This is a genomic window from Sporosarcina ureilytica (genome assembly GCF_001753205.1).
GTDB lineage: Bacteria > Bacillota > Bacilli > Bacillales_A > Planococcaceae > Sporosarcina > Sporosarcina ureilytica.
This window is the reverse complement of record NZ_CP017560.1, coordinates 3,375,597-3,392,677: the sequence shown is the minus strand read 5'-3', so window position 1 is coordinate 3,392,677 and position 17,081 is coordinate 3,375,597. Positions and strand designations below refer to the sequence as shown.

Genomic DNA, 17,081 nt, shown 5'->3' with positions numbered 1-17,081 from the left:
AATGCGTACGTGCTTTTTCAAGAATGGGAGAAATCAATATGCGTGACCAAACACCGTTCAACTATGAACAAGCACTTAAAAAAATAAAAGACAAATTCCACTTTGACTTTATCGCCTTAGCGCTCGTGCAATCAGCAGAACTTCGGTATGTATTAAAATGGGAGCATGTACTTGGAAACAAAAGTGACCGGTATAAAAGAATCGTTTTACAGTCGGGCAAAGGAATCGCAGGCAATGTATTTAAAACAGGAAAGCCTTTCCTAGTTGAGAATGTAGAAAGTGAAATAGGGCAAACACACTTATTTAACTATCCAATTCTAATTGCGGAATCGCTGACTAGCTTTGGAGCGATTCCGCTATATAAAGATAATCGTGTAAAGGGTGTACTTCTCGTTGCTTTCCGTGATGACCGGGGAGTAACGCCTGACCTTTTTGAACAATTCAAAAGTGAAGCGGTTCCAACGTTCAGTCCGTATTACCATTTGGAGATGGTGGAAGAATGACAGAGCTACTGAATAATCAATTGACAAGTTTATTAATGAAAATGTACGACAACTCAGGTGAGGCTATTTTCTTTTTTGATCGTTCGAAGAGAGTAATCGCAATGAATCGAGTAGCTGAAAAAATTTTAGACACCGAAGTTGTAAAACGCATGATGGGTGGAGAAAGGAAGGCAATCTGTCTATCTTGTAAAGGGTATACGAGTGAACAAGAACTGCGAACTTGCGTTTCTTGCTATTTATCGAATCCGTCGGCTGATTTTAGTTCCTTCCAAGTATATTTAGATACAACAGGGAAAGGCGTAATTCCGTACATGGCGAGTTACCAAACGATTGATGAGGAAAATGGCATACGCTTGCTTATGCTTCGTGATTCAACAAAGCAACTTGCAACACAAGAGGCCTTATATCAAAGTACAATGACAAAGAGAATTATTAAAGCGCAAGAAGATGAAAGAAAACGAATTTCCCGCGAACTCCATGATAGTGTTGCACAAGAAATGTTAAGCGCGGTCATTGATTTACGGGTATTAAAATATATGGAAATTGACGATAAAGCATTGAAGAAGATTCAGCAAACAGAAGGTTCTTTGATGCGACTTCTTGAAGATATTCGTCATCTATCTGTAGAACTAAGGCCAGCTACCTTAGATGATTTAGGGTTAGAGGCAGCTTTTAGAACTCATTTTAAATGGATTGAAAAGAATTATGGGTTAGTGATTGAGTTCACTGCGAATTTACAAGAAAAACGATACGAAGGGGAAATTGAAACGGTTGTTTACCGTGTGTGTCAAGAGGCAGTTTTCAATGCGGTAAAATATGCGGGAACAGATTTGATTGCAGTAAGTCTCTTCGAACAGGAGGGCAACCTTGAACTGCATGTAGAAGATGAAGGGATCGGATTCGATATTAACGAGGGCCATTCAAAAGGAACCGGTCTTGGTTTATATGGGATGAGAGAACGTGCCGAACTTGTTGGAGGCCGATTAATCATTCAGTCGAAAGTGGAAGAAGGAACACGGATTTGCTTAAAAGTCCCGCTTCAATAGTGTTTGAAAGGAGTGAACGAATTAATTGAAGATCATTATCGCGGATGACCATGCCGTTGTCCGAAGTGGTTTTATGCATATTTTAAATTTTCAAGAGGATATGGAAGTGGTAGCGACAGCAGCTGACGGACTAGAAGCTTATGCCTTAGTCGCGAAACATCGACCTGACGTTATATTGATGGATCTAAGCATGCCGCCTGGAGAAAGTGGTCTAATCGCAACGGGTAAAATTCATGAGGATTTTCCAGAGACTAAAATTTTGATTTTAACGATGCATGATGATGAAGAATATTTATTTCATGTATTGAGAAATGGTGCATCAGGATATGTATTGAAAAATGCACCGGATGAAGAACTATTGTCAGCGATTCGTACCGTACATAGTGGCGATACGTATATTCATCCAACGATGGCTACATCACTTGTCCGTGAGTTCGTCAAACATGATATAGAGACCCTGGAAGATGACCCATTTAAAATATTAACGAAACGGGAAATTGAAGTATTACCGCTTGCCGCAAAAGGATACGGCAATAAAGATATCGCTGAAAAATTGTTTATTTCGGTCAAAACAGTCGAAGCCCATAAATCCCGTATTATGGAAAAGTTAAACTTAAAAAATCGACCCGAACTGCTTGAATATGCACTTCGAAAAAAGTTGTTAAATTTTTAAAAGGAAGGTGCGTCTCTAATGGCTAAGACAGCTAAATTTAAGTTTTCGCTTCCAGCCCTAAGGGTATTGGAAAATGAACATCAGTATTTGTCTTACTTAATGGATGAATGGCATACGATTGTCCTAGCTTTTGAGCGGAATGTTTATACAGTTGAAGAAGGCCATGAAGCATTACAATCTCTTAGAAGGTTAATTGTAGAATTTATCGAACCGTTAAAAAATCACACTGAAAAAGAGGAAGAGTTTTTATTCCCAATGCTTGCCCAGTATGTCGGAGATGAGCAAGGACCAGTTCAGGCAACCGAAGAAGAGCACGAAGAAATCGATGCGTATATTGGACATTTTCTCCATCATACTCTGGGAGATGTCAGTCATTTTACGATGGAAGATATGCAGCAAGTAGTGAATGATGCTGCAGAGGCATTTGAAGTATTGACCGTGCACTTTGTGAAAGAGGAATCTATTCTATTTCCAATGGTAGATAATATTTTACGTATTGAAGAACAAGACAAACTTTATGAGCAGTTGTATACGCCGATTATATGATAAGGAGTGCTCCCTATCAAAAATAGGGGTATTTCTAATTTAGTCGCTCTTAACGAAGTGCTATGTTGGGGTAATGATATGCTTGGATGTTCATGTACAGTGGGATTTTCGTTGATTGTAGTGGAGGGCGGCGACTCCTGTGGGATTAGCCGGACAGGTAAGACCCCGCAGGGAGCGAAGCGACTGAGGAGGCTTACCGCCGGCCCCACGGAAAGCGTCCGCCCGGAACGGAAATCAACATTGTTCATGATTTAACGTAGTAATGTTAAATGTGGAATTGATTACTAAAATAATAAAGATATAACAAAAATCATTTATGACTAAAAAATAAGTAGGTGATTTGCTTGATTAAGAAAGCTCAATTGCCGTTACAAACCTTAAACTTAACAGTTGGATTTGCGGTATGGGTATTAATCTCTTCTCTATTACCTTTTATTGTGGAAGATATTTCGATTCCCGCAGAGAGATTAGCAATTGTGACAGCTCTACCGATTGTGCTTGGCTCAGTTTTGCGTATTCCATTTGGATACTATGCCAATATAATCGGTGCTAGATTAGTATTTTTGATTAGTTTTATTATATTGTTGTTTCCGGTGTTTTACATTAGCGCTGCATCATCCTTCATGGATTTAATTATTGGTGGAACGTTTTTAGGGATAGGCGGAGCGGTATTTTCCGTCGGTGTAACGTCGCTGCCAAAGTATTACCCAAAAGAAAAACATGGTTTAGTCAATGGGGTATACGGGATTGGTAATTTAGGAACAGCCGTATCAACATTTTCCGCACCAATCATTGCGACGCAAATTGGGTGGACAGCGACTGTTAAATTGTATCTCATTGTACTAGTCATTTTCGCAGCACTTAACTTTTTCTTAGGGGATAAGGCAGAACCAAAAGTGAAAGCGCCTATCATGGATCAAATTAAGAGTGTTTATAAAGATGAGAAATTATGGTTCTTTTCATTGTTTTACTTTATTACATTCGGTTCTTTCGTAGCGTTCACCGTGTTTTTACCGAATTTCCTCGTGTCGTATTTTGGTATTGAGAAAGTAGATGCTGGTATGAGAACAGCAGGTTTTATTGTCCTAGCAACTGCATTTCGCCCAATTGGTGGATGGCTTGGGGATAAATTTCCTCCTTTAAATTTGCTTATGGTTTGTTTTGCAGGATTAACAGGAGCGGCTGTTGTTCTTGCGTTTTCACCATCAATTGGTTTATACACAGTCGGATCCTTAATTATCGCGGTCTGTGCTGGAGCCGGAAATGGACTGATATTCAAACTCGTTCCGACATTCTTTAATAAACAAGCAGGCATTGTAAACGGAATTGTTTCGATGATGGGTGGTTTGGGAGGATTTTTCCCACCACTATTACTCTCTGCCGTCTATTCAATGACAGGCTCGTATTCAATTGGGTTTATGGCATTTTCCCAAGTAGCACTCGTTAGTTTAATTCTTGTGATTTGGTTGTACTATATGGAACGATTAAAACTCGCTTCGGATGTATTCGAATCCACGGGACAAGGGATACTTGTAACGAATGCGGAAGGGACTATTGAAAGTGTTAACCCTGCCTTTACCGAATTGACGGGCTACGCGGAAGAAGAAGTAATTGGTCGAAATCCGAATGTTTTAAGCTCTGGCAGACAATCATCTGAGTTTTACACGACGATGTGGGGACAAATTGGGCAAGAAGGTGAATGGACAGGAAAGTTATGGAATAAGAAGAAAAGCGGAGAAGAGTATTTGGAGCTTCTCTCTATCCATACAGTCACTGATTCAACTGGTGAAGTGCTCAGATACGTCGGTACATTTACGGACATTACACCTGAGTGAAAGTGAGGGCATTCGGTTAATTTACCGGTTGCCCTTACTCTATTGTAAAATGAAAAGAGGCACTTAAGTTGGAAAAACGTTATTCGAGACAAACTTTATTTACGCCGATTGGTGATCAAGGTCAGCGAAAACTTACAGAATCGACAGTCCTTATCATCGGTTGTGGGGCGCTCGGTACGGCAACGTCTGAAACGCTAGTCCGTGCAGGTGTTAAGAAATTAATCATTGCGGATAGGGATTATGTAGAAGCATCTAATTTACAAAGGCAACAATTATTTACGGAACAAGATGCAATTAATGGGACGCCAAAAGTCATTGCAGCAAAACGTCGTTTAACAAAAATTCGCTCCGATATAGAAATTGAGGCGGTTTTGGATCATATCGATGGTCCGCTAATGGAACAACTTAGTAAAAACGTCCATCTTATTCTTGATGCGACGGACAACTTTGAAACGCGATTAGTCATCAATGACGTTGCCTGGAAAAGAGGCATTCCGTGGGTGTACGGGGCTTGCGTTGGTAGTTTAAGTACAGTTTATTCTTTTGTACCAGGAGAAACTCCTTGTTTTCAATGTTTATTACCGGCTCTACCGGCAGTTAATGAGACTTGTGATACTGCGGGCATCATTGCGCCAGCGGTCCAAATAACGGCAGCCCATCAAAGTGCGGAAGCGCTAAAATGGCTTTCGGGAAATAAAGAAACAATACGGACGAAAATGCTGACCTATGATTGTTGGCATAATACGAGTGTTGAGGCGGGAATTACTCGCTTAAAAAGAGATACATGCGAAACATGTGGACACAATCCTAGTTTTCCGGCTTTGCAAAAAGAAGCAGGAACAAGTTTCGGGGTTCTTTGCGGGCGAGATACTGTGCAAGTGATTCCGGATAAAGGCCGTTTACTAACTTTAGAAGAAGTAGAAACAGTCGCCAAGCGCCTGAATCAGCCCTATAAAAAAACACCTTATTTCTTGGAAATGATGTTAAATGATTATCGATGTGTTATTTTCGCGAATGGGCGCTTGCTCATTCACGGATTAAAGGATATTCAACAAGGACGGAAGATGTATCACCAATTTTTTGGTTGAAAGAGGAGGACATATTATGTCAAAAGATCATGAATATAGCAAGGACCAACCATTAGCTTTGGCAGTCTTAACTGTAAGTGATACACGTCATCTAGAAAATGACCGTGGGGGCAATACCATTCGCCAAATGCTTGAAAGTGAAGGGCATCAAATTTTGGAATCATCCATTTGTAAAGATGAAAAACAAGAGATTGAAGAAGTGATAGAAAAATGGTTGGAAAATCCAAATGTACAGGGGATTGTTACAACGGGTGGTACAGGCTTAGGATTCAGGGATATCACGCCTGAAACGATTGAGCCGTATTTTACGAAACATATAAAGGGTTTTGGAGAGTTATTTAGAATGCTAAGTTATACGGAAGACGTCGGGTCAAAATCATTGTTAAGTCGAGCAGAGGCAGGCATAGTTGAAGATAAAGTTATTTATATATTGCCAGGTTCAGTAAAGGCTGTAGAACTAGCGATGAAAAAACTGGTTCTTCCTGAACTACACCACGTCGTGCATGAAATTACCAAACATAAAATTGAATAAAAGAAATGGGCAACTCGTTTTGAAATCGTTTCAAATTCGAACTGCCCATCTCTATTAAACTGTTTTATAGTTGACGCTCAAAGTCTCCGTTTTTTCCACCCGTTTTTTTCATAAGCATAGTCGGCCCAATAACCATTTCCTTTCCAACCGCTTTACACATATCGTAAATGGTTAGCGCAGCGGCTGAAGCGGCAGTTAACGCTTCCATCTCCACGCCAGTAAGACCTTTCGTTTTTACTTCGGCATGAATGATGATTTCGAAATGATTGTTGTCATGATCAATTGCCCAGTCGAACTGCACGTCAATGCCAGTAAGTGGAAGCGGATGGCACATCGGAATGATGTTTGCAGTGTTTTTCGCAGCCATTACAGCAGCGATTTGTGCAACAGCAAAGACATCCCCTTTTTTATTTGTTCCTTCGGCAATTTGGGCGTGAATTTCTTCATTCACGATAATGGATGACTTTGCAATGGCAACTCGTACCGTTTCAGCTTTATGAGAGACGTCAACCATTTTGGCACGTCCTTGTTCATTGAAATGCGTTAATTTAGACAAAACAATTCAATCCTTTCGGGATGATTTATATAAAGTATAGCAGAAAAGTGAGGTTTTAAGATAATGTCACTAATGAGAAAACCAATTCCAGTGAAAGAAGCTGTTCAGCTTGTCATGGACCATGCACAAATCGGTGGAAGTGAAAAAATTCCACTGGACCAAGCATATGGTCGTGTGTTAAAAGAGCCAATTATTGCAAAGCATGACGTTCCGCCATTTGATCGATCACCATACGATGGTTTTGCGATTCGTGCAGAAGATTCAAAAGGTGCATCTGGAGAAAATCGGATTCACTTTCAGGTTATTGATGAAATTGGAGCAGGTCATTTAGCAAAACGCGGTATAGAAAAAGGTGAAGCTGTTCGAATTATGACAGGTGCGCCAATCCCAGAAAATGCGGATGCCGTCGTTATGCTGGAACAAACGATAGAGCAGGAGAACGCTTTTTCACTTCGAAAAGCATTCGATGCTGGCGAAAATATAGCAGTACAAGGTGAAGACGCGAAAGAAGGAGAAGTGTTAATTGAAGCGGGAGCATTGATTCACCCGGGGACAATTGCACTTCTTGCAACTTTTGGTTATGCGGAAGTAGAAGTCGCGAAAAAGCCGGTCGTTGGCATACTTGCGACAGGTACAGAACTTCTACAAGTTCATGAAGAATTAACTCCTGGGAAGATTCGGAATTCCAATGGCCCAATGATCGCTGCGCAATTATCGCGAATGGGCATTGAATATAAATCATATGGCATGCTTGGAGATAATCTGGACGCTTGTATGGAAATGGTTGAAAAAGCTTTAGCTGAAACAGACGTCCTTATTACAACAGGCGGCGTGTCGGTAGGGGATTATGATTATTTACCTGTCATTTACGAAAAATTAGGTGCTAAAGTATTGTTCAATAAAGTTGCTATGCGTCCAGGAAGTGTGACGACTGTCGCCACATTAGGAAGTCATTTATTATTTGGATTATCTGGCAATCCGTCGGCATGTTTTACAGGCTTTGAATTATTTACACGTCCTGCATTATTGAAAATGATGGGCGGAAAAAAGCCATATTTACCTCGAATGAAAGCAACGCTGGGTGAGGACTTTCCGAAACCGAATCCATTCTTACGCTTCGTGCGTGCTGTTTGGGAAATGACTGAAGAAGGACCTGTTGCTACACCAGCTGGTTTTAATAAATCGGCCGCGGTATCGTCCATTGCAAGAGGAAATTGTATCATTGTTCTCCCGAATGGAACGAGAGGCTATACAAAAGGGATGGAAGTAGACGTTCTCTTACTCGGCGTTGAAGAAGGCGTTGCTCAGTGGGAACTATGAAAACCTTACATGTCGTCGGTTTTAAAAACAGTGGCAAGACAACGCTGATCTCGCGCTGGGTGCGTTTGTTGAAAAGTGAAGGCATGACGGTTTCCGTATTGAAGCACCATGGACATGCATCGTTACTTAATATGCCCGACGAAAATACGGACGGGATGCAATTTTTTAAAAGTGGGGCGGATCTGTCTCTCGTGGCCGGCGCTGGAACAGCTCAAATGTTATTAAATGAAGAACCGAGTTTCGCGCAATTAATAGACATGGCGACCTTAAATCAGCCAGATGTGTTACTCATCGAAGGGTATAAAAATGAACAAGGATGTAAAGTAGTTTTATTACGCGATGATAATGATTGGCAAGATTTACAACAACTGTCAGACATTCAATTCATCATCGGGCATGGTAAAATGGAATTAGATGTAGAAGTAATTGACCGTTCAAATGAAGGCCAAGTTGATGATTGGTTTTTACAATGGGTAAAGGAGGATGGCTTATGAAGCCATTTGAAATAGTAGAAGGGCCAATTGACATTCAAAAATACGCAGATTATGTTCTCCACGCAAGTGCTGGGGCTGTGACTATTTTTACGGGGAACGTGCGTGAATGGACACATGGCGTTCGTACGTTATATTTATCTTATGAGGCGTATGTTCCAATGGCGGAGAAAAAAATGGCGGAAATTGGGGCGGAAATGGAAGAGAAGTGGCCAGGAATTAAGGTTGCAATCGTTCATCGAATCGGTGAATTACATATATCAGATATTGCTGTACTAATCGCAGTCTCTTCACCACATAGACAGGCGGCCTATGCTGCAAATGAGTACGCAATCGAACGAATTAAAGAAGTCGTCCCAATTTGGAAAAAAGAAATCTGGGAAGACGGGGAAGAATGGATCGGTGCGCAGAAAAAATATCCGACGAAAGGGAGAAAATTGAATGATTAAAGTGCATTATTTTGCTCGACTTCGTGAGTTAACTGGGAAATCCGAAGAAACTATCGATAAAGATTCCATGACGGTTCAGCAACTACTCGATTGGGCAGAGGAAAAGTATCCCGGATTCGGTAAGGATATGATTCATGTTGCGATTAATGAAGAGTATGCTTTAAAAGAGGATACGATTCAAACAGGTGATGTGTGCGCATTTATTCCTCCAGTGAGTGGTGGATGAAGACTGTCGGCATTGTATTAGCTGGTGGTTTATCTAGAAGATTCGGTTCCCCGAAAGCATTTGCGCGGATGGGGAACAAGTACTTCTATGAATACGCGACTGCCGCGTTAGCACCGCATTGTGATCAGATTGTAATTGTGACGAGACCTGAACATGTAGAACATTTTTCGAATGAACTACATGTCATTACAGATGATGACCGGTTTACGGGTCTCGGCCCACTTGCTGGAATTTATTCAGTGATGAATATTATTGCAGCCAAGCGTTATGTGATCTTGCCTTGTGATATGCCTTATATAGAAGCGAGCGTCATTGAAGGGTTAATGCCGTATCGTCAAGAAGATGTAATCGCCGTTAAAACTAGCGACACCCATCATCCGCTCGTATCAGTTTGGCATTGGCGTGTAAAAGAAAAACTACAACAGTCGCTAGAACAAAGGCGGTTAAGTGTGATGAAATTCTTAAAAGAAGTCGATATATTATGGGTTGACGGCGATGGATTAACGAAGCATGCAAATAAGATTTTTAAAAATATAAATTACGAAACAGATTTGGAAAGAGGTGAAGAAAATGAGTGAAATGGTTGATAAATTAGGGCGGCCGATTCGTGATTTAAGAATATCGGTGACGGATCGTTGTAATTTTAGGTGTACGTATTGTATGCCAAAAGAGGTATTTGGCGATGATTATGCATTTTTACCGAAGGACCAGCTATTATCATTTGAGGAGATTGAGCGTTTTGCCCAAATATTTGCGGATCTTGGTGTGAAAAAGCTCCGGATTACGGGTGGGGAACCACTGATGCGAAAAGACATTTCAATATTGGTAGGCAAGCTACTTAAAATTGATGGCATTGAAGACGTTGGACTTACAACGAATGCAGTATTACTTCGCCAACATGCACAAGCACTTTACGATGCGGGGCTCCGCCGATTAAATATTAGTCTAGACGCTTTAAATCCTGAGATTTTTGGAGCAATAAATGGTCGAGGCGTAAAACCAGACTTTATTTTGTCGAATATTGATTTTGCCCAAAAAATTGGTTTTGAAATTAAAGTTAATATGGTCGTTGAAAAAGGTGTCAATGAAAGTGAAATTATCCCGATGGCGACTTACTTTAAAGAGCGCGGGATTATGCTTCGCTTTATTGAGTTTATGGATGTCGGAAACGACAATGGGTGGAGCTTTGAAAAAGTCGTTACGAAAAAAGAAATTTACCATATGTTAAGAGAAATTTATGACATCGAACCGGCTGAACAGCATTACTACGGTGAGGTGGCCAAGCGTTATCGTTATCAAGACAACGGTGCGGAAGTCGGGTTTATCACATCTGTTTCAGAATCATTTTGTTCAACTTGTACGCGAGCAAGATTATCCTCTGATGGGAAGCTATTCACTTGTTTATTTGCCTCTGATGGATTTGACTTAAAGGCGTTAATTCGCAGTGGGAAAACAGACGAAGCACTTGTGGAAGCAATCCAAAATGTTTGGGAACGCCGAACGGACCGTTATTCAGATGAACGGACGGAACAAACTGCAATAAACCGTAAAAAAATTGGTATGGGGTATATTGGCGGCTGACGTTTTTAGGGAAAGGGCGAAATTTACTTGAAGCAAACGATTTTTATTACAAGAAAATTACCTGAAGAGGCGATCCAACCACTGCGCGAAAAGTTTACGGTGCGTATGTGGGAGGAAGAAGAAATTGAAGTACCTGTTGATGTGTTAAAGAAAGAAGTGCAACAGGCAGACGCACTTTGGACAACGATATCTGACCAGATTACAAAAGAAATCATGATGAGTGCACCAAACTTAAAAGTGATTGCGAATCTTGCGGTCGGCTTTAATAATATCGATGTTGAAGCGGCGAAGGAGCTAGGCATTACTGTAACAAATACGCCGGATGTTTTAACAGAAACGACTGCGGACCTTGCTTTTGCCTTACTCCTCGCTTCAGCACGACGCATTACAGAAGCAGAACGTGTCTTACGTGATGGTAAATGGACTTCTTGGGCGCCGATGCAACTGACAGGGATGGATGTGTTTGGCGCTACTTTAGGCATTATCGGCATGGGCAGAATCGGAGAAGCAGCTGCAAAGCGAGCAAAAGGATTCGACATGCGCGTCTTATATTATAATCGTACGCGTAAACTTGACGCAGAAGAAAAGTACGGATTTAGCTATGCGGAACTTGACAGTTTATTACAGCAGTCTGATTTCGTACTCATTTTTGCCCCGTTAACGGAAGAAACGAAAAATATGATTGCAAAACGAGAACTCGGGTTAATGAAGAAAACCGCGATTCTGTTAAATGTTGCGCGCGGTGGCATTGTCAATGAACAAGACCTTTACGAAGCATTGAAAAATGGCGATATTTGGGGTGCCGGCCTGGATGTTTTCGAAACAGAACCAGTCCCATTAAACCATCCATTATTAACATTACCCAATGTAACAGTCTTACCGCATATCGGAAGTGCAAGCATCCAGACGCGTCTTGCGATGATGAAGATGAACCAGCAAGCGATTATGGATGTGTTGGAAGGGCGCGTTCCGAGGAATGTTGTTGTATAAAAAATTTAGAGGGCCTTCATAACGAATTAGTTCAGACTAATTCATTAGAAATAGCCAATTCAAATGGTCTGCAGTCATGTAGACTTTTGAATTGGCTTTTTAATTTAGTCAATTTCATATTTTAGGTAATTATGAAATTGACTCAATTGAATTAAAAAGGAAAAGGCTTGCATAGTGTGGAATAGAGTAGAAAGGATACTTTTGATAAGAACCAAATTGTAGCGTATCCGATTAAGACTAAATATGAGTGGAAAAACTTTAAGTTTAGGTTTGACCTATTTTAAATCACATGTTTTAACGATTTTAGTGTAATGGCAAAGACTAATGGTGTTAAAAGGGAGAGAATAGGTATGAATTTTTCATTTACAGAAGAACAGAAGATGCTGCGCAGTACGGTTAGGACATTTGTTGATAAGGAAATTATGCCTCATATTGCAGAGTGGGACAGAAAGGGGCAGTCGGATCCAGCGATTTATACAAGACTGGCTGATCTTGGTTTAATGGGCGTTTGTATTCCGACAGAGTACGGTGGCAGCGGCATGGATTATAATTCTTTGGCGATTGTTTGTGAAGAGTTGGAGAGAGGGGACACTGCATTTCGTACCGCAGTTTCTGTCCACACAGGATTAAATAGCCTTACTTTACTGCAATGGGGGAATGAAGCGCAAAAGCAAAAATATCTTGTTCCACAGGCGGAAGGGAAGAAGATTGGCGCGTTTGGTTTAACGGAGCCTGCTGCTGGATCGGATGTTGTTGCATTGCAAACGACTGCTGTAAAAGAGGGAGATTACTATATTTTAAATGGACAAAAAACGTGGATTTCCCTATGTGATGTTGCAGACCATTTCCTCGTGTTTGCGTATACAGGCAATCGTTCGGATAAACATAAAGCTATATCGGCATTCATTGTCGAAAGAACTTGGGAAGGTTTTTCGTCAGTCGCAACGAAAGGTAAGCTTGGCATCCGTGCGGGTAATACTGGAGAACTCTTTTTTGAAGATGTCAAAGTACCAAAAGAGAATTTATTAGGCGAAGAAGGAGAAGGCTTTAAAATTGCGATGTCGGCGCTTGATAGTGGTCGATTTACCGTTGCCGCTGGGGCAGTCGGGCAAATTATGGCTTGTATGGAAGCAAGCGTAAAGTATTGCCACGAACGTAAAACATTCGGTAAGGATATTGGCAAACATCAACTCGTTCAACAAATGATTGCCAATATGGAAGCAGGCTATCAAATGAGTCGGCTACTCGTTTATCGCGCGGGCGAATTAAAAAATGCTGGCGAACGAAATACGAGGGAAACGTCTCTTGCAAAATGGCAAGCTTGTGATTTTGCGAATAAAGCGGCAGATGATGCGGTTCAAATCCATGGTGCATACGGGTATTCGGATGAATATCCAGTAGAGCGTTATTTACGAAATTCTAAAGCACCTGTTATTTATGAAGGGACACGTGAAATTCATACCGTGATGCAAGCCGAATATGTATTGGGTTATCGGGAAGATAAACGATTAAATAAAATGTTACCTGCATGGCAGGATAATTTAATCAATTCATGATTGTCTTTGATAATAAACGTGTTAGAAAATCAGTATTCGCTGTTACATACAGCAGATACTGATTTCTTTGTTTGTCTATTCATTCTCGTGTGAATATAGATTAAGAATCACTATGATCTATTGATAACATTGTATGATACTTTCTATTCGATATAATCAAGATATGAAAGTGGTGGAATTAATAGCGATTCGGAAAATATCAAGTTGTTTTCTTACTATACAAGAGGGGGAAATAGTATGAATGAATATCTAATGTATATTGACGGAAATTGGGTTGGCGAATCACTTCAGAAACTAGAAGTGATAAATCCAGCTAATAAACAATTGGTAGGAAGCGTTCCAGTCGGGGGAATAGAGGAAGCGAATGAAGCGATCGATAGTGCCTACGATGCTTTTCAAACTTGGTCAAAAACAACTGCGTATGAGCGTGCAGCATATTTAAAGCGTCTCCATAAACTTCTATTGGAACATAAAGAAGAATTAGCGGAAGTAATGACGAAAGAAATGGGGAAGCCCATTAACGAGTCGCGTGGAGAGGTTATTTACGCAGCATCTTTCATTGAATGGTTTGCGGAAGAAGGGAAGCGGGTCTATGGAGAAACGGTTCCATCGCATATGACTGAAAAAAGGATGCAAGTTTGGAAGAAACCTGTTGGCGTAGTCGCTGCAATTACACCATGGAATTTTCCGATTGCTATGCTGACGCGCAAAATGGGACCCGCATTGGCCGCGGGTTGCACAATCGTCATTAAACCATCAGGTGAGAGTCCAATTTCTGCGGTAAAACTAGTCGAACTATGTGAAAAGGCAGGATTTCCAAAAGGGGTTGTCAATTTAGTAACGGGATCCTCTTCCAAAATTGGACAGGCGATCATGGAAAATGAAAAAGTACGAAAAGTAACCTTTACTGGATCAACGGAAGTTGGAAAAGTGTTAATTAAACAAAGTGCGGATCAGGTAAAACGCCTATCGTTAGAACTCGGCGGACATGCTCCGATTATTGTGTTAGAGGATGCAGACCTAGACATTGCTGTAAAAGGGGCAATGGCATCAAAGTTTAGAAACACGGGGCAAACTTGTGTCTGTGGAAACCGAATTTACGTACAAGCACAAGTTTATGAAGCGTTTTTGGAAAAATTCACGGAGGCTGTTGACGCATTAAAAGTTGGTGATGGGATGGATGAAGAGGTACAAATCGGTCCATTGATTAACCAAAAAGGTGTCGACAAAGTTGCAAGTCATGTTGCAAATGCGGTGCAGCATGGTGCTTCGATCGTAACGGGCGGCAAAGGGTTGACAGAAAAAGAAGGAACATTTTACGCGCCAACAGTTTTACGTGATGTCACGTCAGACATGCTTGTGATGAATGAAGAAACATTTGGCCCTGTCGCACCTGTTCAAAAATTTGAAACGATAGAAGAAGTTATTAAGTTAGCTAATCATACGAAATATGGATTAGCGGCTTATGTCTTTACGGAAAGCGTAAGAAAAGGCACACGTTTAATTGAACAACTTGACTACGGCATTGTCGGTTGGAATGACGGGACCCCTTCTGCAGCACAAGTGCCATTTGGCGGCATGAAAGAAAGTGGGATTGGAAGAGAAGGTGGCCGTGAGGGAATCGAGGCCTTCTTAGAAACGCAGTATGTGTCCATTGGTGTTGAATCATAAACTGGAGTTGGAAAAATAAATGATTAGTAAAGTAGTGGGATGTAAATCCAATTCCACTACTTTCTTTTTTTATCCGCAGAACGTTAACTGTAAGAGCCTATAACGTTTTTGATAAAGGTAGCAACGTTATTGGGAAAGTAAGCAACGCTATCAGAAAAGTATGCAACGCCCATGAAAGCTTACAACATAATTCAAAAAGATCGCAACATTTTCCGGAAAGTACGCAATGGGCTAACCCAAATTCTTGGGACAATATAAAACAACATCAAAGTGTTACACTAGTAAAAAGCGATAACGTCGGGGGTTTTTATATTGAAAAGAAACAGATATTCAAGTGAAGTTAAATGGGCTGTTGTGAAAGATAAATTAAGTGGTAACTTTACAGATAAAGAGATTTTAGAGAGGCATGGAATCAAAAATAGAGCGCAAATTGCAAGCTGGATGAAGTGGTATAAAAACAATGAAACTTATCGCTTTGATCAACCAATCGGCCAACAGTATGCCTATGGTTTTCGTTATGATTTCAAGAATGGACAAGAGAGACAAGATCATCAGCTATCTCAATTGAAAATGGAGAATGAAGTGCTAAAAAAGTATTTAGAGATAAAAAGGGGGTTGGAAAAGAAGAGGTAATTAGAACTGTAGAGGAAATGAAAGGAAAATACACAATTACCTCTATCTTATCGGCATTACAAGTTCCCCGTTCAAACTATTATAGATGGCTTGGCGAAGAGCGTGAGAAATCACTTTCAACCAAAGAAGAGGCAATCATTGAACTGTGCAAGAAAACTAAGTATCGCTATGGACACAGAAAAATTAAAGCTCTGTTAAAGAAAGAATATGGGATTAGATTAAATCGTAATACGGTTCAATCAATCATGCAAAAGCATAATGTACAATGTCGTGTTAAGCCTAAAAGAAAATGGAAGTCACAAGGTGAAACAGTCGTAATCAGACCTAATCTGCTTAATCGTCATTTTACTGCAAGTGCACCAAATGAGAAGTGGGTAACTGATATTACCTATATTCAATATGGTAGTAAAACAAAATATCTCTCCACTATTATGGATTTATATAATAATGAAATTGTAGCCTACAAATTGTACGATCATCAACAGACATCCCTTGTCATCGATACCCTTAAGGGGGCATTAGAAGCCCGCAACAACCCTGAAGGAGTTATCATTCATTGCGATCAAGGTACCGTGTACACATCATACGCATTCCAAGATTATGTAACGGCAAATCATCTGGTATGCAGTATGTCACGGAGAGGGAATTGTTGGGATAACGCAGTTATAGAATCGTTCCACTCAAGCTTGAAATCTGAAGAGTTTCAGTATGTTAAATTCAATTCACTTAGTAATGCAGAAGTCACTAAACGCGTCACTGACTATTTAAATTATTATAATGAAGAACGTATTCAGGAAAAACTAGGCTACCTTTCACCAAGAGAATATTTTGTAGAAGCAGCCTAGCGACTGTTGTTTTATACGTGTCTCAAATCGATATGTCAGTCTACAACGCTATCAGGAAAGTAAGCAACGCCCATGAAAGTTTACAACGTAATTCAAAAAGATCGCAACATTTTCCGGAAAGTAAGCAATGGGCTAACCCAAATTCTTGGGACAATATAAAACAACATCAAAGTGTTACACTAGTAAAAAGCGATAACGTCGGGGGTTTTTATATTGAAAAGAAACAGATATTCAAGTGAAGTTAAATGGGCTGTTGTGAAAGATAAATTAAGTGGTAACTTTACAGATAAAGAGATTTTAGAGAGGCATGGAATCAAAAATAGAGCGCAAATTGCAAGCTGGATGAAGTGGTATAAAAACAATGAAACTTATCGCTTTGATCAACCAATCGGCCAACAGTATGCCTATGGTTTTCGTTATGATTTCAAGAATGGACAAGAGAGACAAGATCATCAGCTATCTCAATTGAAAATGGAGAATGAAGTGCTAAAAAAGTATTTAGAGATAAAAAGGGGGTTGGAAAAGAAGAGGTAATTAGAA

General features: G+C 40.4%; 20 protein-coding genes. 19 read left to right on the top strand and 1 reads right to left on the bottom strand.

Going from position 1 to position 17,081, the window contains the following annotated elements:
- Window positions 1-38: 38 nt before the first annotated feature.
- The 7 genes from BI350_RS16350 to BI350_RS16320 all read left to right on the top strand — a co-directional run bounded on the left by BI350_RS16350 (window position 39) and on the right by BI350_RS16320 (window position 6,223).
- Complete coding sequence (locus BI350_RS16350; protein WP_075529130.1) at window positions 39-503, top strand: GAF domain-containing protein; 465 nt, start codon at window positions 39-41, stop codon at window positions 501-503.
- Window positions 500-1,549, top strand: coding sequence for a sensor histidine kinase (locus tag BI350_RS16345; RefSeq protein WP_075529129.1), 1,050 nt, complete (start codon window positions 500-502; stop codon window positions 1,547-1,549). The genes BI350_RS16350 and BI350_RS16345 overlap by 4 nt, the downstream gene beginning before the upstream one ends.
- A 25-nt stretch (window positions 1,550-1,574) precedes the next feature.
- Window positions 1,575-2,222, top strand: coding sequence for a response regulator (locus tag BI350_RS16340; RefSeq protein WP_075529128.1), 648 nt, complete (start codon window positions 1,575-1,577; stop codon window positions 2,220-2,222).
- 18 nt (window positions 2,223-2,240) lie between these two features.
- The gene (locus BI350_RS16335) at window positions 2,241-2,768 is read left to right on the top strand and encodes a hemerythrin domain-containing protein (protein ID WP_075529127.1); all 528 of its coding nucleotides are present in this window, start codon (window positions 2,241-2,243) and stop codon (window positions 2,766-2,768) included.
- Between the two features lie 344 nt (window positions 2,769-3,112).
- The gene (locus tag BI350_RS16330; protein ID WP_075529126.1) at window positions 3,113-4,603 is read left to right on the top strand and encodes an MFS transporter; all 1,491 of its coding nucleotides are present in this window, start codon (window positions 3,113-3,115) and stop codon (window positions 4,601-4,603) included.
- A 68-nt stretch (window positions 4,604-4,671) separates the two neighbouring features.
- Complete coding sequence (locus BI350_RS16325) at window positions 4,672-5,691, top strand: ThiF family adenylyltransferase (RefSeq protein WP_075529125.1); 1,020 nt, start codon at window positions 4,672-4,674, stop codon at window positions 5,689-5,691.
- 16 nt (window positions 5,692-5,707) lie between these two features.
- Window positions 5,708-6,223: a MogA/MoaB family molybdenum cofactor biosynthesis protein gene (locus tag BI350_RS16320; RefSeq protein WP_075529124.1), complete on the top strand. Its 516-nt coding sequence runs from the start codon at window positions 5,708-5,710 to the stop codon at window positions 6,221-6,223.
- A gap of 64 nt (window positions 6,224-6,287) precedes the next feature.
- Here BI350_RS16320 and moaC read toward each other — a convergent pair whose 3' ends face one another.
- Complete coding sequence (gene moaC, locus BI350_RS16315; protein ID WP_075529123.1) at window positions 6,288-6,779, bottom strand: cyclic pyranopterin monophosphate synthase MoaC; 492 nt, start codon at window positions 6,777-6,779, stop codon at window positions 6,288-6,290.
- Between the two features lie 63 nt (window positions 6,780-6,842).
- On the opposite strand from moaC, the gene BI350_RS16310 reads away from it, so the two are divergent.
- The 12 genes from BI350_RS16310 to BI350_RS17480 all read left to right on the top strand — a co-directional run bounded on the left by BI350_RS16310 (window position 6,843) and on the right by BI350_RS17480 (window position 17,075).
- Window positions 6,843-8,099: a molybdopterin molybdotransferase MoeA gene (locus BI350_RS16310; RefSeq protein WP_075529122.1), complete on the top strand. Its 1,257-nt coding sequence runs from the start codon at window positions 6,843-6,845 to the stop codon at window positions 8,097-8,099.
- Window positions 8,096-8,593, top strand: a complete 498-nt coding sequence (mobB, locus tag BI350_RS16305) for a molybdopterin-guanine dinucleotide biosynthesis protein B (protein WP_245698357.1) — start codon at window positions 8,096-8,098, stop codon at window positions 8,591-8,593. Before BI350_RS16310 ends, mobB begins: the two co-directional genes overlap by 4 nt.
- Window positions 8,590-9,039 carry a molybdenum cofactor biosynthesis protein MoaE gene (locus tag BI350_RS16300; protein WP_075529120.1) on the top strand — a complete coding sequence of 150 codons (450 nt, stop codon included), beginning with the start codon at window positions 8,590-8,592 and terminating at the stop codon, window positions 9,037-9,039. The genes mobB and BI350_RS16300 overlap by 4 nt, the downstream gene beginning before the upstream one ends.
- Complete coding sequence (gene moaD, locus BI350_RS16295; RefSeq protein WP_075529119.1) at window positions 9,032-9,265, top strand: molybdopterin converting factor subunit 1; 234 nt, start codon at window positions 9,032-9,034, stop codon at window positions 9,263-9,265. Before BI350_RS16300 ends, moaD begins: the two co-directional genes overlap by 8 nt.
- Window positions 9,262-9,843, top strand: coding sequence for a molybdenum cofactor guanylyltransferase (gene mobA / locus BI350_RS16290; RefSeq protein WP_075529118.1), 582 nt, complete (start codon window positions 9,262-9,264; stop codon window positions 9,841-9,843). Before moaD ends, mobA begins: the two co-directional genes overlap by 4 nt.
- Window positions 9,836-10,846, top strand: a complete 1,011-nt coding sequence (moaA, locus tag BI350_RS16285; protein ID WP_075529117.1) for a GTP 3',8-cyclase MoaA — start codon at window positions 9,836-9,838, stop codon at window positions 10,844-10,846. Before mobA ends, moaA begins: the two co-directional genes overlap by 8 nt.
- A 27-nt stretch (window positions 10,847-10,873) precedes the next feature.
- The gene (locus BI350_RS16280) at window positions 10,874-11,836 is read left to right on the top strand and encodes a 2-hydroxyacid dehydrogenase (protein WP_075529116.1); all 963 of its coding nucleotides are present in this window, start codon (window positions 10,874-10,876) and stop codon (window positions 11,834-11,836) included.
- Between the two features lie 350 nt (window positions 11,837-12,186).
- Window positions 12,187-13,392: an acyl-CoA dehydrogenase family protein gene (locus tag BI350_RS16275; RefSeq protein WP_075529115.1), complete on the top strand. Its 1,206-nt coding sequence runs from the start codon at window positions 12,187-12,189 to the stop codon at window positions 13,390-13,392.
- Between the two features lie 237 nt (window positions 13,393-13,629).
- Window positions 13,630-15,063, top strand: coding sequence for an NAD-dependent succinate-semialdehyde dehydrogenase (locus tag BI350_RS16270; protein WP_075529114.1), 1,434 nt, complete (start codon window positions 13,630-13,632; stop codon window positions 15,061-15,063).
- A gap of 312 nt (window positions 15,064-15,375) precedes the next feature.
- Window positions 15,376-15,696 carry a transposase gene (locus tag BI350_RS17485; protein WP_075526275.1) on the top strand — a complete coding sequence of 107 codons (321 nt, stop codon included), beginning with the start codon at window positions 15,376-15,378 and terminating at the stop codon, window positions 15,694-15,696.
- 17 nt (window positions 15,697-15,713) lie between these two features.
- Complete coding sequence (locus BI350_RS16260; RefSeq protein WP_075526276.1) at window positions 15,714-16,541, top strand: IS3 family transposase; 828 nt, start codon at window positions 15,714-15,716, stop codon at window positions 16,539-16,541.
- A gap of 213 nt (window positions 16,542-16,754) precedes the next feature.
- A complete protein-coding gene (locus BI350_RS17480) occupies window positions 16,755-17,075 on the top strand; it encodes a transposase (protein WP_075526275.1) in 321 nt (106 codons plus the stop codon).
- The last annotated feature ends 6 nt before the right edge of the window (window positions 17,076-17,081 follow it).

Excerpts from the sequence above, each read along its gene's own strand:
- mobA (WP_075529118.1), top strand. The coding sequence starts at position 9,262 with ATGAAGACTGTCGGCATTGTATTAGCTGGTGGTTTATCTAGAAGATTC.
- BI350_RS16310 (WP_075529122.1), top strand. The coding sequence starts at position 6,843 with ATGTCACTAATGAGAAAACCAATTCCAGTGAAAGAAGCTGTTCAGCTT.
- BI350_RS16335 (WP_075529127.1), top strand. The coding sequence starts at position 2,241 with ATGGCTAAGACAGCTAAATTTAAGTTTTCGCTTCCAGCCCTAAGGGTA.
- moaD (WP_075529119.1), top strand. The coding sequence starts at position 9,032 with ATGATTAAAGTGCATTATTTTGCTCGACTTCGTGAGTTAACTGGGAAA.
- BI350_RS16300 (WP_075529120.1), top strand. The coding sequence starts at position 8,590 with ATGAAGCCATTTGAAATAGTAGAAGGGCCAATTGACATTCAAAAATAC.
- BI350_RS16345 (WP_075529129.1), top strand. The coding sequence starts at position 500 with ATGACAGAGCTACTGAATAATCAATTGACAAGTTTATTAATGAAAATG.
- BI350_RS16350 (WP_075529130.1), top strand. The coding sequence starts at position 39 with ATGCGTGACCAAACACCGTTCAACTATGAACAAGCACTTAAAAAAATA.
- moaA (WP_075529117.1), top strand. The coding sequence starts at position 9,836 with ATGAGTGAAATGGTTGATAAATTAGGGCGGCCGATTCGTGATTTAAGA.
- mobB (WP_245698357.1), top strand. The coding sequence starts at position 8,096 with ATGAAAACCTTACATGTCGTCGGTTTTAAAAACAGTGGCAAGACAACG.
- BI350_RS16275 (WP_075529115.1), top strand. The coding sequence starts at position 12,187 with ATGAATTTTTCATTTACAGAAGAACAGAAGATGCTGCGCAGTACGGTT.
- BI350_RS16320 (WP_075529124.1), top strand. The coding sequence starts at position 5,708 with ATGTCAAAAGATCATGAATATAGCAAGGACCAACCATTAGCTTTGGCA.
- BI350_RS16270 (WP_075529114.1), top strand. The coding sequence starts at position 13,630 with ATGAATGAATATCTAATGTATATTGACGGAAATTGGGTTGGCGAATCA.
- BI350_RS16260 (WP_075526276.1), top strand. The coding sequence starts at position 15,714 with ATGAAAGGAAAATACACAATTACCTCTATCTTATCGGCATTACAAGTT.